Raw genomic sequence first — 22,217 nt, forward strand, 5'->3', positions numbered from 1 at the left:
GTCAAAAATGCAGCAAGAACGGGTCGTTCTCAGGCTGATGATTATCTGCATCACGTTGATAGCGCTGATGTGGATTACCCGCGGTTCGCTATGCGAATTGCGCATCAAACTGGGGGACACGGAGGTTGCAGCCATTTTGGCTTACGAACCCGAAAGGTAAGGCAACCCAACGGCGGGGCTCGCCCCGCCTGTTGGTTGTTGACGACTGATCCATGAGCCCCCTCCCCCACGGCATCCACCACGCTTCTAACCGTTCTGGCGGATACGCGCCAGTAAGGCATCAATATGCTCAATCTGTGGCGCGTTCACGATCAACGCACGGCCCAACCCCAAGGCATTCCGCTGACATTCAATGCGCATCTCGGTATCGTCTATGCTGTCCAGATCGGCAACATGTGCCAGGCCAATAGTGCGACGAATCAGCTCACTGCCACAGTAACCTACCGCATCCGTCCACACCTGTTGCAGGAACTGTTCGGCATAGCCTGGTACCGCCAACGCAAGTTCACGGGTCTGTTGGTGACATAATGCCAGGAAACGATCGGAGAAAATCAGCCAAAGCTCGCGCACATCTTGTAAACGCTGCTCACGCCCAGCGGCGGCGTCACGCGGCCCGAGAAGTCCCGGCAAACCGCAGTAATTCAACAACAGGTTCCCCAGCACGCTGCCGACGTCAAAGCCGATCGGGCCGTAGAAACCAAACTCGGCATCTATCGCCTTCAGTTTACCTTCTGCGACAAAAATCGAGCCGCTGTGAATATCGCCATGCAGCAGCGCTTCTGCCTTGCTCAAGAAGCGATGCTTCAACCCGGCTACCGCCAGTTTTAGCGGCGCATCGTTACGCAGTTCAACTACTTGCGGCAACAACGCCGCATCGAATTGATTACGTTCATGATCAATATAAGGATCGGTAAAGAATAGATCTTCGGTGATCTGGCACAGTTCAGGATTGGTAAAGCGGCTGACCTCCGCCTTTTTCTGCTGTGCCGACTGATAAAAGTCGGAGGTATGGAAGAGGGTCTGGGCCAAATATTCCGCCAATTGCCCAACCGCCAACGGATAATACTTGCCCTTGAGCAATTCACTGCGCCAGATGTGGTGGTCAGAGAGATCTTCTTGCACCATCACGGCCAGCTCGGGATCGTGATGAAGCACCTTTACCGTATGCCGTGGGCAAAAACCACCGTGGATCAACAAGGTTTCCGCTTCAATACGCGCACGATCCAGGGTCAATGGCCAAGATTCACCCACACAACGCACGTACGGAAGCGCCTGTTTGACGATCACCCGGCTTATGCCGTCACGATCGCGGATCTTGAACACCAGGTTTAAGTTACCGTCGCCAATCTCGTCGGCGCTAACAAGCGCGTGAGGATCGGCCAACAGCCCATATTGGCGGGCATATTCAACGGCATCGGCAGCAGTAAACGTACGATAGTGCGACATTCCCAACCCCTCTTTCCTGTCTCTCTGACACAGCGATTATTATTTTTTAGACGTAAAAGCATTTGGACGTCTATACATCTGGAAGTCATGTTGGCAGAATAGCTTTCCAGATGCAATAACTACGCAACAAGGAATTAACCGCCGATGCAAGCGCTTAACACCACCAGTTTGACCCTGAGAGACAACCGACTTTGGATCCTCGATCAACAGGCTCTGCCGCAGGAAAAACAATGGCGTCCCTGTGACAGCGTGGAAGAGTTGGTGGGACATATTCACAGCCTGCGAGTACGGGGCGCACCGCTGATCGGCCTGTCCGCCAGCCTGCTGTTGGCCCTGTTGGCAGAGCGCGGCCTGCCGCGTGAAGAGCTGGAGCAAGCGCTGATGACCCTACGTGCCTCAAGGCCGACGGCGGTCAACTTGATGAACAATCTGGACCGCATGAAGCTCGCGCTGGCGCAACCTCACTGGGTACCCGCGATGGTGGAAGAGGCATTGCGATTAGTGGATGAAGACCGCAAATTGTGTGACCGCATTGCCAATCACGGTGCCGAATTGGTGAAACCCGGCAGCCGCCTGCTGACACATTGCAACACCGGTGGTTTGGCAACCGCGGGTATTGGCACAGCCATTGGCGTGCTGCTGCGTGCTCATCAGCAAGGCAAGGTACAACAGGTGTGGGTCGATGAAACCCGTCCGCTGCTACAGGGAGGGCGGCTGACCGCTTGGGAACTGGGCGAACGGGGTATCCCATATACGCTGATTTGCGACGCCATGGCCGCTAGCCTAATGGCACAGGGCCAGGTAGATGCCGTGTGGGTAGGTGCCGACCGCATCGCCGCCAACGGTGATGTCGCCAATAAGATTGGCACCTATAGCCTGGCGGTACTGGCGCATTATCACCGCATTCCGTTCTACGTCGCTGCGCCGCACACCACCCAGGATCCGCACTGTCCCAATGGAGCGGCAATCCCGATTGAGCAACGGGCTGCGGCTGAGGTGACCGGCGTCGCCGGGAGCTTTGGTTCATGCCAGTGGGCGCCTGTTGATGCCCCGGTCTATAACCCGGCATTTGACGTGACGCCAGCGGCACTGATTAGCGGTTGGGTATTCGACAGCGGCGTAATCACACCGCAACAAGTCAATGAGGGGATATTCACGCGGGCGTTAGGTTAACGCCCGCATCATTGCGGTCAGTCGAGACGTGGATACGCATCGGCGATGTCGTCGCCGGTGAAATGTGCCACCCAGCCTTCGGGATTATCGAATACGCGGATCGCCGTGAAATTCGGTGCCGAGCCCATATCAAACCAATGGCGGGTATCGGCCGGTACCGAGATCAGATCGTTCTTCTCACACAGGATCTGGAAGATCTTGCCCTCCAGATGCAGGCAGAACAGCCCTGCTCCCTCCACAAAGAAACGCACTTCATCTTCGCCGTGTGTGTGTTCGGAGAGGAACTTGCTGCGTAACACGTCGCGCTGCGCATTGTCAGGACGCATGCTAATCACATCCCAGCTCTGGTAGCCTTTTTCTGCCACCAGCCGATCAATTTGCTGCTGATAGGCGGCAATCACCGTGGCTGGTTCTGGGTTTTCACCCAGTTCGCGATCCGCCTGCCAGCGTTCGAAGCGTACGCCAATCTGCGCCAATTGCTGCTGAATCGCCTGCGCATCGTTGCTCTGCCACAAAGGTTGCTGCGGCTCTTTATCACTGAAAATGGTTAATCCACTCATGAGGCAAACTCCCCTAAATCGATATGATCAAACCGGTTAACCTGCAGATGCTGGCTTTGCTCATCGGCATCATCGCGGATCAGTTGGCAGGTATGCCAACCGGCAGCACGCGCGGCGTCCAGCTCTTGGTGAATGTCAGAAAGAAATAACAGCGCGTCGGGAGCAATACCGATTTCACGGGCAATATTGCGGTACGAAGCAACGTCGCGCTTGGCACCCACATGGGTATCAAAATAACCGCTGAACAGCGGCTGAAGATCCCCGGCATCGCTGTATCCGAACAACAGTTTCTGCGCCTCTACCGAACCGGATGAGTAGACATACAGCTTCAGCCCTTGCTGCTGCCAGGCCGCCAATTGTTCGGCCACTTCGGGGTACAAATGCCCACGAAAATCACCGTTCTGGTAGCCACTGCGCCAAATGATGCCTTGCAGTGCCTTCAGCGCGGTAGATTTGCGATCTTCGTCCATAAAGCGATACAGCGTAGTAATCAGCTGTTCAATGTCCGCCTGCGGCCGATCAATTTCCTGGCGTAAGTCGTTCAGCGGCGCGGCCACTTCGGCATCAGCGGCGTGCTGACGAAGAAACGCCGCCAACCTTTCACGTGCATAAGGGAACAAGACTTGATGTACGAAGCGGATATCGCTGGTTGTGCCTTCAATGTCGGTGACGATAGCGCGGATCATTTTGCCTCCAGTAAGCGGCGTTGCAGTTCGCACTGGAACAGAAATTCCAGTCCTTCGAGATGGCGGCGAGCCTCTGCGACCTGGCTGCCCCAGCAGTACAAACCGTGGCCCCGCACCAGAAAACCATATTGCAACGGCGTCACTTCAGCATAAGCCGCCACGCGCGCCGCTAAGCGCGGGATGTCCTGATCGTTATCGAAAATGGGGATAACCAGGCTATCCAGATGCGTGCGTTGTCCACTGAGTGATTTTTGCATCTCATAGCCCTGCAACAACAGCCCATCACCCGGTTCAACACGTGACAACACCGTCGCATTCACTGAATGCGTATGCAACACCGCGCCAATCTGCGGATAGAGGCGGTAAATCAGGGTATGCAGGCCGGTTTCCGCCGACGGCGTGCGGCCGCTGGGTACGTGATTGGTGTCCGTTTCTACCAGCAGGAAATCCGTTTCAGTCAGGCTGCCTTTATCCTTGCCGGATTCGGTTACCAGACAGTGCCGATCGTCGAGACGCAACGACATGTTGCCGCCCGTCGCCGGACACCAACCCCTTTCACCAATCCAGTGGCACGCAGACAATAGCGCTGTAAGTTGCGGATTTTCGGTCATTATCGTTTCCCGGTCTGTAAGGTCGTCCAGCAGATGAAGCTTAGAATGATTTGATTGATGGTTAGATCTTTTCTTCATTTAGCCATCTAAGCGTCTTGATTGCCAAATACTAACATCGTGTTATATTGACGGCAACATAAGCGCCAGGAGTATTAGCCTGCTATGAGCACTTCAGCATGGATCCCCGAAAGTAAATTGCCCGCACTGGGCACGACCATTTTCACCCAGATGAGCGCACTGGCGGCGCAGCATCAGGCGATCAACCTGTCGCAGGGCTTTCCCGATTTCGATGGCCCCGATTACCTGAAAGAGCGCTTAGCCTGGCATGTCAGCCAGGGCGCTAACCAATATGCTCCAATGACCGGCGTCGCCTCTTTACGCGAGGCCATCGCTGAAAAAACGGCGGCTTTGTATGGCTGGCTGCCAGACGCCACCACCGAAGTCACCGTCACGGCCGGTGCCACCGAAGCCCTGTTTGCCGCCATCAGCGCGTTAGTACGCCCCGGCGATGAAGTGATCTGTTTTGATCCCAGCTACGACAGCTATGCTCCGGCGGTGGCCTTGTCTGGCGGCACGCTACAACGCATTGCGCTGCAACCGCCGGCGTTCGGCGTAGACTGGCAACAGTTTTCTCAATTACTGTCGCCACGCACCCGTCTGGTGATCCTCAATACGCCACACAATCCGTCCGCCACAGCCTGGCAAGCGGAGGATATGCAGCAACTGTGGCGCGCAATCAGCGATCGCGAAATCTATGTCCTCAGCGACGAAGTCTACGAGCACATTTGTTTCGCCAAAGGTGGCCACACCAGCGTATTAGCTCACCCACAATTGCGTCAGCGTGCGATCGCCGTGTCCTCTTTCGGTAAAACCTTCCACATGACCGGATGGAAAGTGGGTTACTGCGTGGCCCCGGAAGCGCTGAGTGCTGAAGTACGTAAAGTGCATCAATACCTGACCTTCTCTGTCAACACCCCGGCGCAATTGGCATTGGCGGATATGTTGCGCAGCGAACCAGAACATTGGCAGCAGTTATCGGCGTTTTACCGCGCCAAGCGCGATCGTTTTGTACAGGCATTGTCAAACAGCCGACTGGAAATTCTCCCCTGTGAAGGTACATACTTCCTGTTGGCAGATTACAGCGCCGTCTCCGATCTGGACGACGTGGAGTTCTGCCATTGGTTAACTGAGCACGTGGGCGTGGCGGCGATCCCGCTGTCGGTCTTCTGTGCCGATCCTTTCCCCCATAAATTGATCCGGCTGTGCTTCGCTAAACAAGATGCCACGCTGGATGCAGCTGCGGAGCGGTTATGTCGACTTTAAAAATTACCCTGTTGCAGCACCCCTTGGTCTGGCGTGACGGTGAGGCCAACCTGCGTCATTTTGATACGCTGCTGGCACCGTTAAGTGGACGCGATTTGATTGTGCTGCCGGAAATGTTCACAACCGGTTTTGCTATGGATGCCGGGGAAAGTGCACTGCCGGAACGGCAGGTGATCGACTGGCTACACGGCTGGGCGAGCAAAAGCAACGCGCTGGTCGGTGGCAGCGTGGCGCTAAAAACTCCCGAAGGCGCGGTAAACCGGTTCCTGCTGGTTGAGCCGAACGGTCGGGTACATGCCTACGATAAGCGCCATTTATTCCGCATGGCTGGCGAGCACCTGCATTATCAGGCGGGCAAACGGCGTGAAATTTTCGAATGGCGTGGCTGGCGGATTCTGCCGCAGATTTGTTATGACTTGCGCTTCCCGGTGTGGTCCCGTTATCAACAAGATTACGATCTGGCGTTGTACGTCGCCAACTGGCCAGCGCCGCGCAGCAAACACTGGCAAACACTGTTGGCAGCACGCGCCATTGAAAACCAGGTGTACGTGGCGGGTTGCAATCGCGTTGGCGAGGACGGCAATGGGCTAAACTACAGCGGTGACAGCCTGATCATCAGCCCACAGGGAGAGACGCTGGCGCACGTTGAGCCATTCGCCGCCGCACAGTTGGATGCAGAATTGTCGCTGGAAACCCTGCAAAGCTACCGCAGCGCCTTCCCGGCCTGGCGTGATGCCGACAGCTTCCTGCGCCACGATTAATGATGACGGGCGTGGTCCTCTACGCCCGTAACGTCAAGACAGTTCTTCCTCGCCCGTTTTTTCTTCTGCGCTCTCAATACGGTTAAACAGCAGGTTTAACAGTAACGCCACCAGGCACGAAGCGCTGATGCCGGAATGCAGCAAGGTACGCACCCCATTTGGGAACTGATCGTAAAAGGTCGGCATCACTATCGGGATCATGCCGAAGGCAATCGCCGTCGCCACCACCACCAAATTCATGTTGTCCTTATAATCCACTTTTGCCAGGGTACGAATGCCGCTGGCAGCCACCGAGCCAAACAACACCACGCCGGCACCGCCCAGTACCGGTAACGGAATGCAGGCGACTAACCGACCCAGCACCGGCAAAACGCCCAGCAGCACCAAAATTGCACCGCCAGCGCTGACGACAAAACGGCTCTTCACGCCGGTGATTGCCACCAGCCCAATGTTCTGGGCAAACGAACTTTGCGGGAATGAGTTGAACACCGGCGACAACGCACTCGACAGCATATCGGCACGCAAGCCGTTAGCGATCCGGCGCGCATTGACCGGTGAACCGACAATCTCGCCAACCGCCATTAGCCCCGCCGTGGTTTCCGTCAGCAGCACCAGTACGATCAATAGCATGGATAACACTGCGCTCAATTCGAAGGTGGGCCAGCCATACGCGAAGGGCTCGGGGAATGCCACCCATGGTCCGTTCCACACAGCAGTAAAACTGACCTTGCCCACCAGCACCGCCACCCCGCAGCCGACGGCCATCGCCAACAGCACGGATAAGCGTTTCAACGCCGGTGACCCCACTTTATTGAGCAATAAAATGACCGCCAGTGTGAACGCCGCCAGACCAATATTTCCGGTTGATCCCCAGTCTGCCGCCTTGGCATTCCCCCCCCATCGCCCAACGTACCGCCACTGGCATCAATGACAACCCGATCACCGTCACCACCGTGCCGGTCACCACCGGTGGGAAGTAGCGGATAATCTGCGAGAAAAATGGCGCGATCAGCAGCCCCACCAGAGAAGCGACGATCACCGCGCCAAATACCGCGGGCAGGCCGCCGTCGCCGGTGACGATGGTCACCATGGTCGCAACACCCGCAAAGGAAATGCCCTGCACCAACGGCAGACGAGAACCGAAGCCGGGCACACCAAGCGTTTGCAACAGCGTAGCCAACCCGCTGACAAACAACGCCGCCGTCACCAGCATGCCAATCTGTGGTGCGCTTAATCCTGCGGCTGAACCTATTATCAGCGGCGGCGCAATGATCCCGCCGTACATCGTCAGAATATGTTGCAGACCGTAGGCGAACGTTTTTACCAACGGCAATTTTTCATTTTCCGGGCAGCACGAAGCCGCACCCTTATCCTGAGACAGAGCCATAAGAACCTCGTCAATATGCATGTAGAACAACGTCAATTGGCGTTATTGTCGCCGTCAGTGTGGGGATCCCCAGGGCATACATGAAGTCCGTGAGGAGGCCGAGCACTGCCCCAACCCAAAATGGCCCCCATTAAACACGGCGTTTAGCTGCCCCGGTAGGTTGAGTAGGAATACGGGCTGATGAGCAGCGGCAAATGGTAATGCTGGGCATCATCATTGATGACAAAATCGATAATTGCCGTCGCGTACAGCGTCGCACGCCGATCGGCAGCAAAGTAAGCGCCAAGATCGGCAGACAGGCGGTAATGTCCGGTGGCCAGGCTGTCAGCGGTCAGATCGCGCGCGCGGCCATCGGTATCCGTATGGCCTTCGGCCAATGTCTGCCACTGCCCGTCTTGCTCGAACTCCAGCCACAACCGTACACCTGCAGCAGGTTTACCGAGTGACGTATCCAAAATATGGGTGCTTATTTTACTCATCGCTCAGTAACTCCTTAAAACGCAGCATCACGATCTCACGCAGCTGTTCGGCGGTTTCCTGCCGTTCCTGCTCCGCACTGTTTTTCAATCGTCTTTCCAGTTCACGCAGGATGGCGAACCCATCTCGACCGGCGGCACGGATTAAAAATACCTGACCAAATTGCGCCTCATAACGCCGGTTTCCTGCCTGCAGCGCTTGGGCAATCTCAGTATCCTGTGCGTTGACCGCCGCTTGCTCACGCGCTGAAAACTGGGCGTCCTGCTCCATGCCTTTCGCACGCTCACCGATACGCGGATGCTGCACCAAGGCCAGGCTGACCTCTTCAGGCCGCCAGTTCTGTGCCGCCTGCCAGGCGACAGCCAGCGCGGCATCACTGCTGCTGAATGGCCGCGCTGCGATCACCGCGGCTATCCAGGCGGCAATGTTTACGCAGGGCCGCAGCCGCAGCTCGGCTTCCGCCACGGATAATTGGTTAAACTGTTGCAGGTTCATCAGGAAACTCCCAACTGGCTACCGTTTGGCAGTAAGCCTGTATGGCCAACGCCACATCTGCCTGACTTACGGCTTCAGCCGGATGGTGGCTGATGCCACGATCGCAACGAACAAACAGCATACCCACTGGCCAACAGGCCGCTAACGCAATCGCGTCGTGCCCGGCACCGCTCGGCAACGCGATGCTGCGCCCTTGCGCCGCGACCACGCTCTGTTGCCAGCGACGTTGCAAATTTGCATCACACTCTGTTGCATTTATGCGGTAAAACTCCTCACTGGAAAAACGCAGTCCCCGACGTGCGCAAATCGCGTTTGCCTGCGCCAATAGTTGCGTCAGCAGCACCGCCAGCGGGCCGTCTTCCGGGCCACGCACGTCGAGCGACAATGTGACCTCTCCGGGGATCACATTGACCGCTCCCGGCAGGCTTTCTATCTGCCCCACGGTCGCCACCAAGTGCCCATCGCTGGCGCAGGTTATCGCCTCAACCGCCACCATCCACTCCGCCGCTGCCGCCAGGGCGTCTTTACGTTGCCCCATCGGCACGGTACCGGCATGGCCTGCCTCGCCGGTGAAGGTGCAGTTTAGACGCCGAGCACCGTTAATCGCCGTTACCACACCCAGCGCCAGATCGGCGGCTTCCAGGCATGGCCCCTGCTCAATGTGCACTTCCAAATACCCGCAGATATCACTTTGCGCGCGCCGCGCCTCACCGACCGCCGCGGGATCAAGACCAAAATCACGCAGTGCCTGCGCCACACTGATACCCTCGACGTCAGTCCTTTCCAGCCAGTCTGCCGGCCACTGGCCGGTAATGCCCCGGCTACCCAACAGGGCGATACTAAAGCGCGTGCCCTCTTCATCGGCAAAGCCAATCACTTCAACGGCGATCGGTAAACGCCGTTGCTGCTGATGCAAATGCGCCACCACTTCCAGCGCAGTCAATACGCCGAGCATGCCGTCATAACGCCCAGCGTTGCGCACCGTATCCAAATGCGACCCGAGCAACAGCGCGGGAGCGCCCGGCGTTTGGCCTTCATAACGGCCACAAATATTGCCAACGCTGTCTTGCCAGACCGTCATGCCGAGGGTCCGCATCCAGTCGCCTACCAACAGGTTGGCGCGTCGATGCTCCGGCGATAAATAAACCCGCGTCAATTCGCCTGGCGTCGCACTGATCGCTGCCAGTTCGTCACAACGGGCCATCACCCGCGCCGCCGCCAGCTCCGCCGCTTGGGCGGTTAACAACGCCGTCATCAACGGCTCCCGTCGTCGTAGGTGTTCCAGGCCGCCTGTAGCGCTTCCCCCTGTTTACTGGCGAAGCCCAGCCGATTCAGCACGGCTTCCAGCGCGGTGAGCGTCTGCAACACACAGTCTTTACGTGCGTTGTAACCCATGGTACCGATGCGCCAGATCTTGCCTTGCAGCGGGCCAAAGGACGTACCGATCTCGATGGCAAAATCATTCAGCATCATCTGACGTACCTGCTCGCCCTGTACCTGTGGCGGGATCACCACGCCAAGCACGTTATTCATCCGGTTATCGAGATCGCCGAAGACCTCAAGCCCCATACCCTGAATGCCGGCCAACATTGCGGCACCGTGCAGCTTGTGGCGGGCAATGGTGTTATCCAGCCCCTCTTCCAGGATCACCCGGGCGCACTCACGCGCGGCGAACAGCATACTGGTGGCTTCGGTGTGGTGGTTCAGGCGCTCTGGCCCCCAGTAATCCATGATCATGCCGAGATCGAAATAGTTGGAGTAGATCATCTCGTCGTCGCCATCGGCATGGTCTGCGGTGCGAATGCCCTGCTCCACACATTTACGGCGGCGAACTATCTCTTCAAATTGCGGGCTGAGGGTGATGGGCGAACTGCCGGACGGGCCACCCAGGCATTTCTGCAACCCGGCGGAGACTGCATCTAGCCCCCATGCATCTGTTTCCAGCGGGTTACCGGCAAACGAAGCGGTCGCATCGGTATAAAACAGCACACCGTGGCGGCGGCAAATATCCCCCAACGCCTCCAGCGGCTGTAACATGGTGGTGGAGGTATCGCCCTGCACCGTTAACAGCAGGCGCGGGCGCACCTTCTTGATGGCATCTTCAATCTGGTCCGCACTGAACACCTCGCCCCAGGGAACCTCAATGGTGTGCACTTCAGCACGACAACGGCGGGCAATCTCACACAGCAGATGACCGAAACGGCCAAATACCGGTACCAGCACCTTGTCCCCTGGGCGGATTGAGGAAACCAGCATCGCTTCAATACCCGAACGGGAAGTACCGTCCACCAACAGGGTCCAGCGGTTTTCGGTGCGGAACAAAGCGCGATACAGTTCCATGACCTGATTCATGTAGCCCGTCATCGCGGGATCGTACTGGCCAATCAATTGACTCGACATGGCACGCAGCACACGCGGATCGGCGTTGATCGGCCCCGGCCCCATCAGAAGGCGGGCGGGGGGGTTAATCTGATCGAATTTTGCGATATCTAACATGTTCATTCCTTGCCAACTTAATATACCCTTCATCTTTCAAGTTGCAGATGCGTTGGCTTTCCTCGCTCGCCTTGGTCACGTACTACTTGTACGCTCCCAAGGACTCACTGCGTTGCCGCCTTCCTGCATCTTGAAATCTATTGGGTAGAGATTTACGTTTATCCGTTCTCGGACAAACCGCGGACCGACGCGATAAACTGTTTTAATTCCTGCGTTTGCGGGTTGGCAAACAGCGTGCGGCTGTCGCCTTGCTCCCACACTTTGCCCTGGTGCATAAACACCACCCGGTCACCGACCTCACGGGCAAAATTCATTTCATGGGTCACCAGGATCAGCGTCATGCCCTCTTTGGCCAGCTGTTCCAACACTTTCAGCACTTCGCCCACCAGCTCGGGATCCAACGCGGAGGTAATTTCGTCACACAGCAACACCTTCGGGTTCATCGCCAAAGCGCGGGCAATCGCCACACGCTGCTGCTGCCCGCCGGAAAGGTTCGCCGGTGAATAATGCATACGTTCGCTCAGCCCAACCTTGTTCAACATCTCTTCCGCCAGCTCGCGGCATTCAGCCGGGCTTTTTTTCAGCACCCGCCGAGGCGCAAGCATCACGTTCTCTAGCGCGGTCATGTGCGGGAATAAATTGAAGTTTTGGAACACCATGCCTACGGATTTACTGATTTCTCGCGCCTGTGAATCGCGATCGGTGATGGTCATGCCACCCAGTTTAATGCTGCCTTCCTGATAACCTTCCAGCCCATTGATGCAACGTAACAGCGTGCTTTTACCGGAACCGCTGCGACCGATGATTGAAATCACCTGCCCCATATCAATATCCAGATCCACGCCCTTCAGCACATGGTTCTGACCGTAATACTTTTGAACCTGATTAATTGTGATGAGCGGCATGGAATTTCTTCTCCAAATAATGGCTGTAGCGCGACAACGGGTAGCACATCAGGAAATACCCCAGTGCGACCAGACCGAAAACTTTAAAAGGTTGATACGTGACGTTATTCAGCATGGTGCCGGCCTTGGTCAGCTCGACAAAACCAATGATCGACGCCAGTGCAGTGCCTTTAATGACCTGAACGGAAAAACCGACGGTCGGTGCGATGGCAATGCGTACTGCCTGTGGCACCACCACCCGCGTCAGTGTCTGACCAAAGCTCAGCCCAAGGCAGCGTGATGCCTCCCACTGGCCCTTCGGTAATGCAGCAATGCTGCCGGACCAGATATCCACCAGGAATGCGCTGGTGAATAACGTCAATGCCAACGCGGCGGCTGTCCAGGGGCTAACATCAATGCCGAACAGTGCCAGACCAAAGAATGCCAGGAACAGCTGCATCAGCAACGGCGTCCCCTGAAACAACTCGGTATAGCCGCGAACAAAACGCAGTGCCCCCTTACGCTTGCTCAGGCGTAGCAGTAACAGCGGCAAGGTCACCAAAGTACCGCCAATAAATGCCGTTAGTGATAACAACAGCGTCCAGCGCGCCGCCAACAGTAAATTGCGCACAATGTCCCAATCGGTAAATGTCAGCATCACCCTTGGCTCCCTAAAAAACGGCGTCCGGCGGCCAGCAAGAGTTGGCGCATCAATATGGATAACAGCAGGTAAAACAGCGCCGTCACCAGATACACCTCAAAGCTGAGGAAGGTGCGCGACTGGATCAGGTTGGCAGCAAACGTCAGCTCCTCAAAAGACACCTGTGACACCACCGATGAACCCAGCATGACAATGATGCACTGGCTGACCAGCGCCGGATAAATCCGTTGAAGCGACGGCGGTAGCACGATGCGTAAAAACGTCTGGCTTCGACTGAAACCGAGCACTCGCCCCGCCTCCCACTGGCCTTTCGGCGTGACCTGAATACCTGCACGGATGATTTCGGTGCTGTACGCGCCCAGATTAACCACCATCGCCAGCAATGCCGCCTGCCCGGCGGTCAGCTTCCATCCCAGACTTGGCAGGCCAAATACAATAAAGAACAGCTGCACCACAAACGGCGTATTACGCACAATCTCAACGTAAACACCCCAAACGTGGCTGAGCAGGTTAGCCTTGCCGCTGCGGAGTGCCGCGCCGAAAATACCCAGTGTGACCCCCAGCACCGTGGCCATGGCCGTCAGTTCAATGGTGGTCAGCAGACCCGCCAGCAACTCAGGCAGGTAAGGCCACAGAGCAGGAAAGTTAAGCTGATAGGTCATCAGGTGCCCCCGTTATGCGCCAAAGTTGGCAGGCAACGGCGCTTTCAGCCATTTTTCCGACAGGCCATTCAGGGTGTTGTCTTTCAACGCCTGTTCAATCAGTTCATCCACTTTTGCTTTCAGGGCCGGCTCACCCAAGCGCAGGCCTACGTAGCACGGGGAATCTTTAAGCATGAATTTGGCTACTGGCGCTTTGGCCGGGTTCTGCCGCGCAATCGCACTCACCACCAAATTCCCGGTGGCGATGTATTGCACTTGCCCGGAAAGATAGGCCGACAGCGTAGTGTTGTTATCCTCATATCGCTTAATCTGCGCGCCCTTGGGCGCAGTGTCGCTCAGTACCATGTCTTCCACCGCTCCGCGCGTGACGCCAATGGTTTTACCGTCCAGTTGTGCAGCGTCGCCCAACGCAGTGTCTTTAGGGCCAAACACCCCAAGGAAGAAGGGTGCATAGGTGCGGCTGAACGCGATGGCCTTTTCACGCTCTGCATTTTTCCCCAAACTGGAGATCACCAGATCGACCTTGTTGGTCTGCAGATAGGGCACGCGGTTGGCGCTGGTCACGGGCACCAGCTGCAACTTAAGTTTCATCTTGTTGGCCAGATACTGCGCCATATCGATGTCATAACCCTGAGGCTGCAGATCGGTACCCACCGAGCCAAACGGCGGAAAATCCTGAGGTACTGCGACCCGCAACACGCCGCGCTGCTGGATTTCTTGCAGTTGATCCGCCATCGCCGTTGCGGCCTGCGCCATCAACAACACCGCACCTAACGCCGCTACCCCGATTTTCTTGAAGTTCATAGATTATCCCCGATGGTGAAATGATGAAACAAAAGATTCTTTGATTATCACTCTGCAACTAATGTGCCAATTCACGGTATTGGGAATGTTTGGTATGACTGCCCGTCAGTGAGGGCATCAGGAGGGGGATTAGCCTGCCATGGACAGGGCAAGGCTCATCCATCAAACGGGAAAATAACGCACCATCAAAGTGCGAAAGCACCAAAATAGCGCTGAGATCAGCGCTGCTCCAGCTCGTCCAAATCGCTATACAGATCTGCGATCTGGTGAATGCGTTGACGCCCTTGCGCCAGCGTCTCGTGCAGCAAGGCGTTGCTCAGCAGATTCGCCAGGCTCATGGCTGCGGAATAACTGTCGAAAGCAGAAACGCTATCAAGTGGCGTCGCCAGATGCCAGCTCGCCAACGGGATCAACGCCTGTGCTTGAGGCTCGCACACCAGCAGCGTCGGTACCTGTTGCCCCTGCAGCTGCGTCAGCAATGCCCGCAACTGCCGCGGCCTGCGGCGGAAAGCCACCACCACGGCCACATCCCGTTTATCCAAATCAACCAGCTCTTCTGCCAGCGTCTGGCCAGGTTGCGGCACCAGTAGGACCTGCTCACGGACTTGCATCAGCTGCTGGCGCAGGTGCATCGCGACCGGGTAGCTGTTGCGAAACCCCATCAGTACTACGCGCCGCGCCTTCACCAAAGCGGCGATCACCGCCGTGAACTGATGGGTATCCATGTGGTTCACCCAGTGGGTGAGATTAGCCATTTCCTGTTTGTAGTGCCGCGCCAACAAGGTGTTGCCCTGTACCGCATCACGATTATCCGTCAAGGGCATACCGCTTTGGCGCAAGGTGCGCAATTCGTCGCGCATAGTACGGTAGCTCGGGTAGCCCAGGCGTTTGAACAGGCGGCTGACCGTGGCTTTGGACACGCCGCTCAGGCGCGCCAGCTCAGCGCTGTTGTAGCTGATCAGGTCATCAAAGTGATCGAAAATAAAGTCAGCCACCCGCTGTTCCTGCGGCGTGAGCTGCGGATATTCACCGCGCAAGCGTTCGTCTATCTGCTTCATTCCTGCTCCTGCTGTCCCCCATAATTATCAACGTGCAGCCCGGTGGCAACCGAGCAATCCCCAGAAGCTCAGTCAGTTAAGTGACTGGGGGTGGGCGCAGAAGTCAACGCCGCGGCAATGTGAAATAGGACGGGGTTGTAACCTTTGTTTCAGCGGAACATAGCACGCTCAAGCTACCTGCTGGCAAGCGATTATTGCCCTTCACGAAAACATGGAACGTCTCTTGCTTGTGTTTAAGGCAGATGCTGACTTCAAACAAGGGCCAAGAAATGATTAACAGCAACACTGCGCCATTGGGCATGGCCGTCACGCCGCATCACCTCGCCAGCGAAAGTGCACTGGCGGTATTGCGTGAAGGCGGAAACGCAATTGAAGCGATGGTCGCCGCTGCCGCCACTATCGCCGTGGTCTACCCACATATGAACGGTTTGGGGGGTGACGGTTTTTGGTTGATCGTCCCGCCACAGGGCGATCCGGTGGCGATCGATGCCAGCGGTGCAGCCGGCTCTTTGGCGACGCTGGATTTTTACGCCGGCGAAAGCCACATTCCGCATAGAGGCCCCAAAGCGGCACTGACTGTCGCGGGGACCCTTGGCGGCTGGCAGGAAGCGTTGGATTATTCGGTCGAACTGGGCGGCGAACAATTACCGCTCCCACGCCTGCTGGCCGATGCCATTCGCTATGCCGCAGATGGCATTCCGGTCACCGCCTCGCAAGAGGCTGCCACGCGGAGCAAATATCACGAACTGGCGGATTTGGAAGACTTTGCCTGCACCTTCCTGCCGCACGGCGAAATACCTCACGCCGGGCAACGTTTTTGCCAGCCGCAGCTGGCGGACACGCTGATTACGCTGGCCGAAGAGGGTTTGGACAGTTTCTATCGCGGCCCACTGGCACAGAGTATGGCGGCGGATATGGCTAAGCTCGGCATGCCACTCACCGCGCAGGATCTGGCAGATTATCGACCACGCCGTCGTACCCCCTTGCGGCTGGAGCATCAGAAAGGCGAGATCTTTAACCTGACGCCCCCGACTCAGGGTCTCGTGTCGTTGGCGATCCTCGGGTTAACCGACCGGCTACCGCTTGCCAGCCGCAGCGAAGGTGCCGTCGTGCATGGAATTGTTGAAGCCACCAAGCTGGCATTCAGCCTGCGCGATCAATTCATCACAGATCCGCGGCATATGACGCAAGATCCACAAGCATTGCTGACAAACGAGCATCTGGATGCGCTGGCCCAACGCATCGATCCCCAGCAGGCCGCTCTCTGGGGGAAAGGTAAAGGCCCCGGCGATACCGTCTGGATGGGCGTGATGGACAGCAGCGGTCTGGCGGTGTCCTTTATCCAAAGCATTTACCACGAATTCGGCAGTGGCGTGGTGCTGCCGCAAAGTGGTGTGCTGTGGCAAAACCGCGGGGCCTCTTTCAGTCTGGATGCGGCCCACCTGTTGGCACTGGCCCCCGGCAAACAACCCTTCCACACCTTAAACCCGGCGGCTGCACGTTTGTATGACGGGCGCACCCTGGTGTACGGCTCCATGGGCGGAGACGGTCAACCGCAGACTCAGGCGGCCGTATTTGTCCGCTATGTAGTGCAGGGTTTACCGCTGCAACAGGCGATCAGTGCGCCACGCTGGCTACTCGGCCGCACCTGGGGCGAAAGCTCCGACTCGTTGAAGCTTGAAGGACGCTTCTCTGAGGAAACCCTGACCTATTTACGCCAACGCGGACACGATGTGGAACTGCTGCCTGATTTTAGCGAAGCCGTCGGCCACGCCGGGGCCATTGTTCGCCATACTAACGGCATGCTTGAAGGCGCTTTTGATCCACGCAGCAACGGCAGCGCCGCTGGCTTCTAACCGCTCTATCTAGAAGAGGACACAATGAACAACTCACTCCCCACAGACTGGGCAGCCTATATCCGCCAGATGGAAGCCGTATTGGCCCTGGAGCTGGATGAGGTGCGCCGCCAGGAACTGTTGACCCAGTACAACCGCATCGCGGCGATGGCCGAACCGCTGATGGCTTTGCCGCTCGATCAGCGTCTGGAAATTGCCGGGGTATATCGAGCATGAATCCGTTAAGCGAACTGTCGATCGCCGAGATCCGCGCCGCTCTGAATCAGGGTGCGATTTCTGCCCGTGAGATCGCCCAGCACACGCTGGAACGTCTTGATGATCTCAATCCTTCGTTGAATGCCTACACCCACATCACCCGCGAACGAATGCTGAGCGAAGCCGATCATATTGATCGCATTCGTGCCAAGGGCCAGGTACTGCCGACTTTGGCAGCCATTCCCTATGCGGTGAAAAACCTGTTCGATGTCACAGGAGAAACCACCTTAGCGGGTGCCAGCCTGTTCAGCGATAACCCGCCCGCAAAACAGGATGCCTGGGTGGTGAGTAAACTGGCAGCACAAGGTGCGCTGCTCTCCGGCATGCTGAATATGGACGCCTATGCCTACGGCTTCACCACCGAAAATAGCCACTACGGCGCGACGCGCAACCCACACGACACCACACGCATTGCCGGCGGCTCCTCCGGCGGTTCAGCGGCGGCAGTCGCGGCCGGGTTAGTGACATTTTCGCTCGGCAGCGATACCAACGGTTCAATACGTGTGCCCGCCTCGTTGTGCGGTATCTTTGGCCTGAAACCCACTTTCGGTCGCCTGTCGCGGAGTGGCAGCCAACCCTTTATCGCCAGTCTGGATCATGTTGGCCCCTTTGCACGCCGGGTCCGCGATCTGGCAACGGTGTATGACGTCATGCAAGGCACCGACATCGACGATCGCTTCCAGGCGGATAAACCGATCACCCAAACCGAGTCTTTGCTGTCGCGTGGACAACAAGGGCTACGTTGCGCAGTGCTGGCAGGGTATTTCCAGCATTGGTGCGATGACGACGCAAAAGCGGCGGTTCAGCAGGTCGCTCAGGCACTTGAAGCCATCGCCGACGTCGAATTGCCACAGGCTGAACTGGCACGTTCTGCCGCGTTTATACTCACCGCAGCCGAGGGCGGTAATCACTACCTGCCACTGCTGCGTAGCCAACCTGAACGCTTTGAGCCATTGTCGCGTGAGCGCTTGTTGGCCGGCGCTATGCTGCCTGCCGCTTGGTATGTGCAGGCACAACGCTTCCGCTCCCATTTCCAGCAGCAGGTATTGCCCTTGTTTGAACACTGGGACATTTTGATTGCCCCAGCAACCCCGTGCAGCGCCACGCTCATTGGCCAGGAAACCATGCGCATCAACGGAACCGATCTGCCCATTCGTGCCAATATGGGGATGCTGACACAACCTATTTCCTTCCTTGGCTTGCCGGTGGTGACAGTACCGCTGAAAACGGCCTCTGGCCTGCCAATTGGTCTACAGTTGATCGCCCCGCCGTGGCGGGAGGATCTGGCACTGCGCGCCGCCTTCGCGCTGGAACAACGCGGCGTGGCGGCCTGTGTTTTACCGGGCAAACAGGATTAACAGATGAAGAGTGACCATATTGATCGCCCAGCGGTATTGGCAGAGGTGAACGCCGCCTTTTATCGCTATGAGCAGGCGTTGATTAGCAATGATATTGACGTATTGGATGAGCTGTTCTGGCACGATGGACGCACCGTCCGTTATGGCGCGACGGAGAATTTGTACGGTATCGATCAGATCCGTGATTTCCGCCTGCAGCGCCCATCAAAAGGGCTGGACCGCGTGTTGGAAAACACCGTCATCACCACCTACGGTGACGATATGGCGGTAGCCAGCACCGAATTCCGCCGTCCAGGCAGCGAACGCATCGGCCGCCAAATGCAAACCTGGGCCAAACTGCCCTGCGGCTGGCGTATTGTAGCAGCGCACGTGAGTTTGATGGCCAGTTAAATCACATCGCACAAAAATTGGACAACATGGCATGCGCAGTCTTATAGTCGCTAAAGGTATTACCTTTAATTAATTGAGGCTACTTATGACTACTGCTACATCGATAAAAATTGATGATGAGCTTAAACAACGGGTGCAACACATCGCGGCCACACGTCAGCGGAGTACGCACTGGATTATGCGTGAGGCGATCCGCGAATACGTCGAGCGAGAAGAAAAGCGCGAAGCGCTACGCAAAGATGCGCTGCAGGCGTGGGAAACCTATCAGGCCAATGGTAAACATCTGACTCAGGATGAGGCTAACAGTTGGCTCACCAACCTGGAAAAAGGTGACGATACGGAGATACCGGAGTGCCACAACTGATATGGACGCCTGCAGCCCTGCTTGATATACAGCGACTGTACCGATTTCTGGCGGCAAAAGATCGTCATGCGGCTCAAAGAGCTATTACCACCATACGTAGCAATATATTGGCCCATCATCCACAGGCCGGTCGGCCGGTTGATGATATGGAGATTGAATTTAGGGAATGGCCGATCGACTTCGGCGGCAGCGGCTATATCGCGTTGTATCATTTTGATGGTCGCACCGCAGTTCTGCTGGCGGTGCGTCACCAAAGTGAAGCCGGTTATTGATGGATTAACTCAACACCAATACGCCATAAAGTTAACGGTGGATCGATCCAGATCGCGCTCACCAATCAGGTAACGGCGTAAAGCCTTCACCGCTGAAGACTCCGCTGCGACCCAGGCATAGAAGCTTTTCGCGCCTTCTGCACGTTCCCACAACAAATCGCCTCCCAGGCTATTTTCCGCCAGCGACTGCGCTTGTTCACGTGCCGACTCAGGAATATTCACCCGCTGGCGCACCGACTCCACCAGCAGCGTACCCTGCACCTGCTGATGCCCGACGTCACGCGGTAACCAGTACACCTCGGCAAAGGGGAAACGGTCCATGTTCAGGCAGTCGCCCGCCACCGGCACCTCGAAGAACGCCTGCACTCGCGGCGGATTGGCCCGTTGCGCCAACTGTTCCAGAATCCCCATCGCCGCCGGCACGGCCGTTTCGTCGGCAATCAGCAGAGCCTGTTGTAACGCACTCGGCGGTGACCATTCGTAGCCACCGCTGTCACCGTCAAAATCAGCATTGGGTGCCACCGTCTGAAGAGTATCTCCCGGTTTGGCCTGCGTCGCCCAGGCAGAGGCTGGCCCATTCACACCATGCAGCACAAATTCGACGTCCATTTGGTTTTGTTCGACGCGTAAGGCACGCAGCGTATAGGTGCGCATCACCGGGCGCTGCGCTTTCGGTATCGCCATATAGTCCCGATACCAGTCGTCGCTGTTTTCCAGACGCAAGATCTGCCCCTCCTCCGCCGGGAATAACAGTTTGATGCGCTGATCCGGCGCTTCCAGCTTCATGCGATGGACGTCCGGTCCCTCGAAAACGCAGCGCAGCAAGGAAGGCGATACGTTCTCTTTTACTTTCAGTGTGATATCAAAAATTCTATAGCTTGATACGCCGGACATGTCTTTACTCTCCCGCAGACTTTACGCTGATGCGATGCTGGCGCCACAGCCAGCCGCTGATGCCACCCAGCAGAACCGCCATCGTCAGAGCCGCCGCGATCAGCTGCGACTCACCATAAAACTTTGCTACTACCGGAACCATCAGTGCGCTAAGACCGTAACCCAACGTATGACTGGTCGCGATCGCGCCAGATCCTTTGCCGGTGGATAATTTGTCGTTCAACATCAACTGATAACCCGGCGTTGCCATCGCTGCACCAAAAGAGGCCAGCGCGCAGCCGGTGTAAAATAGTGCCAAGGGTTGAGCACACATCAAGCCCAATCCCACCACCATCAATACTGCCGCAATCAGCAGTAGCTGCGGTGCGCTAAAGCGTTGTGGACGCACCACCAAGAACTGCGCCAACAACGTACAGGCTGCCGCTACGCTCAGCAATACCGCCACATGATGGCTGACGGTCGTGGCGGAGTGGCTAAACAGACGCGTCAAATGCGGTGCAAGCCCCAATTGCATCAGGCTAACCGACGCGGCCAACAACAACGCGCACAGTAAATAAGGTGCCATATTGAGACGCAGCCGATTTTGCTGATGCGCAACCGGCGGCAACGGAGGATCGTTTTGCTGGCGACACACCACCAGCAAGGCGATTAAGGGGGCAATCGCCATCAGCCACAGCGGCGCCATAGGATGAATCGACAGCGCCAATGCCGCGCACAATGGTCCAAGCAGTCTCCCACAACTCAGGCCAGAACTGATGGTCGCCAGCGCCGACATGCGCTGTTCATAACCTGCACGCTGCAAAGCCCAGGTCTGGCTGGCAGGCACCATGCCGGATACCGTCAGCCCATAGATAATCCGCGCCACGATTAGTCCACCTAGCCCCACCATCGGTGAAAGCCAACCGGCAGACAACCCCCAAACGGCCAATGCCAGTAAAGCGAAACTGAACAAATACCCTGCTAATGCCATGGTTACCACAAACTTGCAGCCCCGTATTTCAGACTGCCGACCCCACCACGGCGAACCGACCAGAAACAGCATTGAGCCGAGCGTCAATAGCCCGGCCCAGACTGAAAGCGACAATTGAGTCATGCTCACCAACACCGGCAATGCCACCAGCAGGCCGTTTTGCCCGATGCCCAACAGCCCGGCACACAGCGCCAAAGGCCAATTGGAAGGAGACGTATTCCCAATTGTCGGTGATTTAGGGGGAGAGTAAATAGGCATCAAACGTAAATTTACCGTTAATAAAATTATAAGGTTATGTTCAATTCATTGAAAAATTGTATCATAGGACGATTGATAACAATAAATATTATTGATATAAGAATCATTCTCAATTG

Annotated in this window: 25 protein-coding genes and 1 pseudogene; 10 read left to right on the forward strand and 16 right to left on the reverse strand. The window is 56.7% G+C overall.

Going from position 1 to position 22,217, the window contains the following annotated elements:
* Positions 1 to 7: 7 nt before the first annotated feature.
* On the forward strand, positions 8 to 160 hold the full coding sequence (locus AC2FC2_RS11425; protein ID WP_041414251.1) for a Hok/Gef family protein: 153 nt from the start codon (positions 8 to 10) through the stop codon (positions 158 to 160).
* An 86-nt stretch (positions 161 to 246) separates the two neighbouring features.
* Here AC2FC2_RS11425 and mtnK read toward each other — a convergent pair whose 3' ends face one another.
* Positions 247 to 1,446, reverse strand: a complete 1,200-nt coding sequence (gene mtnK, locus AC2FC2_RS11430; RefSeq protein ID WP_209636779.1) for an S-methyl-5-thioribose kinase — start codon at positions 1,444 to 1,446, stop codon at positions 247 to 249.
* Between the two features lie 144 nt (positions 1,447 to 1,590).
* Between mtnK and mtnA the strand changes: the two genes are divergently transcribed.
* A complete protein-coding gene (gene mtnA, locus AC2FC2_RS11435; RefSeq protein ID WP_209636781.1) occupies positions 1,591 to 2,619 on the forward strand; it encodes an S-methyl-5-thioribose-1-phosphate isomerase in 1,029 nt (342 codons plus the stop codon).
* Positions 2,620 to 2,636: 17 nt separating this feature from the next.
* Here mtnA and AC2FC2_RS11440 read toward each other — a convergent pair whose 3' ends face one another.
* From AC2FC2_RS11440 to AC2FC2_RS11450, 3 genes are read right to left on the reverse strand one after another with little or no spacing between them, the layout of a single operon-like run.
* A complete protein-coding gene (locus AC2FC2_RS11440; protein WP_209636782.1) occupies positions 2,637 to 3,179 on the reverse strand; it encodes a 1,2-dihydroxy-3-keto-5-methylthiopentene dioxygenase in 543 nt (180 codons plus the stop codon).
* The gene (gene mtnC / locus AC2FC2_RS11445; protein WP_209636784.1) at positions 3,176 to 3,865 is read right to left on the reverse strand and encodes an acireductone synthase; all 690 of its coding nucleotides are present in this window, start codon (positions 3,863 to 3,865) and stop codon (positions 3,176 to 3,178) included. The genes AC2FC2_RS11440 and mtnC overlap by 4 nt, the downstream gene beginning before the upstream one ends.
* Positions 3,862 to 4,476 carry a methylthioribulose 1-phosphate dehydratase gene (locus tag AC2FC2_RS11450; protein ID WP_209636786.1) on the reverse strand — a complete coding sequence of 205 codons (615 nt, stop codon included), beginning with the start codon at positions 4,474 to 4,476 and terminating at the stop codon, positions 3,862 to 3,864. Before AC2FC2_RS11450 ends, mtnC begins: the two co-directional genes overlap by 4 nt.
* Positions 4,477 to 4,638: 162 nt before the next feature.
* Here AC2FC2_RS11450 and AC2FC2_RS11455 point away from each other — a divergent pair, with 162 nt between their 5' ends.
* Both AC2FC2_RS11455 and AC2FC2_RS11460 read left to right on the forward strand, forming a co-directional pair.
* Positions 4,639 to 5,799 (forward strand): pyridoxal phosphate-dependent aminotransferase, encoded by a 1,161-nt coding sequence (locus AC2FC2_RS11455; RefSeq protein ID WP_490659231.1) that lies wholly within the window; start codon positions 4,639 to 4,641, stop codon positions 5,797 to 5,799.
* On the forward strand, positions 5,787 to 6,560 hold the full coding sequence (locus AC2FC2_RS11460; RefSeq protein ID WP_209636790.1) for an amidohydrolase: 774 nt from the start codon (positions 5,787 to 5,789) through the stop codon (positions 6,558 to 6,560). Before AC2FC2_RS11455 ends, AC2FC2_RS11460 begins: the two co-directional genes overlap by 13 nt.
* Before the next feature lie 33 nt (positions 6,561 to 6,593).
* On the opposite strand, the pseudogene AC2FC2_RS11465 reads toward AC2FC2_RS11460, so the two are convergent.
* From AC2FC2_RS11465 to AC2FC2_RS11510, 10 genes and pseudogenes are all read right to left on the reverse strand, one after another.
* A pseudogene (locus tag AC2FC2_RS11465) lies at positions 6,594 to 7,947 on the reverse strand (nucleobase:cation symporter-2 family protein).
* A 143-nt stretch (positions 7,948 to 8,090) separates the two neighbouring features.
* On the reverse strand, positions 8,091 to 8,426 hold the full coding sequence (uraH, locus tag AC2FC2_RS11470) for a hydroxyisourate hydrolase (protein WP_209636794.1): 336 nt from the start codon (positions 8,424 to 8,426) through the stop codon (positions 8,091 to 8,093).
* Positions 8,419 to 8,919 carry a 2-oxo-4-hydroxy-4-carboxy-5-ureidoimidazoline decarboxylase gene (gene uraD, locus AC2FC2_RS11475; protein WP_490659232.1) on the reverse strand — a complete coding sequence of 167 codons (501 nt, stop codon included), beginning with the start codon at positions 8,917 to 8,919 and terminating at the stop codon, positions 8,419 to 8,421. Before uraD ends, uraH begins: the two co-directional genes overlap by 8 nt.
* Positions 8,900 to 10,174: an allantoate amidohydrolase gene (hpxK, locus tag AC2FC2_RS11480; RefSeq protein ID WP_490659233.1), complete on the reverse strand. Its 1,275-nt coding sequence runs from the start codon at positions 10,172 to 10,174 to the stop codon at positions 8,900 to 8,902. Before hpxK ends, uraD begins: the two co-directional genes overlap by 20 nt.
* The gene (locus tag AC2FC2_RS11485; RefSeq protein ID WP_265554791.1) at positions 10,174 to 11,415 is read right to left on the reverse strand and encodes a pyridoxal-phosphate-dependent aminotransferase family protein; all 1,242 of its coding nucleotides are present in this window, start codon (positions 11,413 to 11,415) and stop codon (positions 10,174 to 10,176) included. Before AC2FC2_RS11485 ends, hpxK begins: the two co-directional genes overlap by 1 nt.
* 158 nt (positions 11,416 to 11,573) lie before the next feature.
* Complete coding sequence (locus AC2FC2_RS11490; RefSeq protein WP_209636803.1) at positions 11,574 to 12,320, reverse strand: amino acid ABC transporter ATP-binding protein; 747 nt, start codon at positions 12,318 to 12,320, stop codon at positions 11,574 to 11,576.
* Positions 12,301 to 12,957: an amino acid ABC transporter permease gene (locus AC2FC2_RS11495; protein WP_490308933.1), complete on the reverse strand. Its 657-nt coding sequence runs from the start codon at positions 12,955 to 12,957 to the stop codon at positions 12,301 to 12,303. The genes AC2FC2_RS11490 and AC2FC2_RS11495 overlap by 20 nt, the downstream gene beginning before the upstream one ends.
* Entirely contained in the window at positions 12,957 to 13,622 is a 666-nt protein-coding gene (locus tag AC2FC2_RS11500; RefSeq protein ID WP_404760231.1) for an amino acid ABC transporter permease, read from the reverse strand. The genes AC2FC2_RS11495 and AC2FC2_RS11500 overlap by 1 nt, the downstream gene beginning before the upstream one ends.
* Positions 13,623 to 13,634: 12 nt before the next feature.
* Entirely contained in the window at positions 13,635 to 14,426 is a 792-nt protein-coding gene (locus AC2FC2_RS11505; RefSeq protein WP_209636809.1) for a transporter substrate-binding domain-containing protein, read from the reverse strand.
* Positions 14,427 to 14,644: 218 nt separating this feature from the next.
* Positions 14,645 to 15,484, reverse strand: coding sequence for a MurR/RpiR family transcriptional regulator (locus tag AC2FC2_RS11510; RefSeq protein ID WP_209636811.1), 840 nt, complete (start codon positions 15,482 to 15,484; stop codon positions 14,645 to 14,647).
* Between the two features lie 269 nt (positions 15,485 to 15,753).
* Here AC2FC2_RS11510 and AC2FC2_RS11515 point away from each other — a divergent pair, with 269 nt between their 5' ends.
* The 6 genes from AC2FC2_RS11515 to AC2FC2_RS11540 all read left to right on the forward strand — a co-directional run bounded on the left by AC2FC2_RS11515 (position 15,754) and on the right by AC2FC2_RS11540 (position 19,979).
* Positions 15,754 to 17,340: a gamma-glutamyltransferase family protein gene (locus AC2FC2_RS11515; protein ID WP_490659234.1), complete on the forward strand. Its 1,587-nt coding sequence runs from the start codon at positions 15,754 to 15,756 to the stop codon at positions 17,338 to 17,340.
* A 24-nt stretch (positions 17,341 to 17,364) separates the two neighbouring features.
* Positions 17,365 to 17,556, forward strand: coding sequence for an oxalurate catabolism protein HpxX (gene hpxX, locus AC2FC2_RS11520; protein WP_265554804.1), 192 nt, complete (start codon positions 17,365 to 17,367; stop codon positions 17,554 to 17,556).
* Positions 17,553 to 18,953 carry an AtzE family amidohydrolase gene (locus AC2FC2_RS11525; protein ID WP_490659235.1) on the forward strand — a complete coding sequence of 467 codons (1,401 nt, stop codon included), beginning with the start codon at positions 17,553 to 17,555 and terminating at the stop codon, positions 18,951 to 18,953. Before hpxX ends, AC2FC2_RS11525 begins: the two co-directional genes overlap by 4 nt.
* A gap of 3 nt (positions 18,954 to 18,956) precedes the next feature.
* Positions 18,957 to 19,343: an oxalurate catabolism protein HpxZ gene (hpxZ, locus tag AC2FC2_RS11530; RefSeq protein WP_490308931.1), complete on the forward strand. Its 387-nt coding sequence runs from the start codon at positions 18,957 to 18,959 to the stop codon at positions 19,341 to 19,343.
* An 85-nt stretch (positions 19,344 to 19,428) separates the two neighbouring features.
* The gene (locus tag AC2FC2_RS11535) at positions 19,429 to 19,707 is read left to right on the forward strand and encodes a CopG family ribbon-helix-helix protein (protein ID WP_209636820.1); all 279 of its coding nucleotides are present in this window, start codon (positions 19,429 to 19,431) and stop codon (positions 19,705 to 19,707) included.
* On the forward strand, positions 19,695 to 19,979 hold the full coding sequence (locus AC2FC2_RS11540; protein ID WP_490659236.1) for a type II toxin-antitoxin system RelE/ParE family toxin: 285 nt from the start codon (positions 19,695 to 19,697) through the stop codon (positions 19,977 to 19,979). The genes AC2FC2_RS11535 and AC2FC2_RS11540 overlap by 13 nt, the downstream gene beginning before the upstream one ends.
* Positions 19,980 to 19,988: 9 nt before the next feature.
* On the opposite strand, the gene AC2FC2_RS11545 is transcribed toward AC2FC2_RS11540, so the two are convergent.
* Together AC2FC2_RS11545 and AC2FC2_RS11550 are read right to left on the reverse strand one after the other, a co-directional pair.
* Positions 19,989 to 20,873: a siderophore-interacting protein gene (locus AC2FC2_RS11545; RefSeq protein ID WP_265554811.1), complete on the reverse strand. Its 885-nt coding sequence runs from the start codon at positions 20,871 to 20,873 to the stop codon at positions 19,989 to 19,991.
* 4 nt (positions 20,874 to 20,877) lie between these two features.
* Complete coding sequence (locus tag AC2FC2_RS11550) at positions 20,878 to 22,101, reverse strand: MFS transporter (RefSeq protein ID WP_209636832.1); 1,224 nt, start codon at positions 22,099 to 22,101, stop codon at positions 20,878 to 20,880.
* Positions 22,102 to 22,217: the final 116 nt, after the last annotated feature.

Source organism: Serratia sp. CoH_122_TC_1, assembly GCF_058191755.1.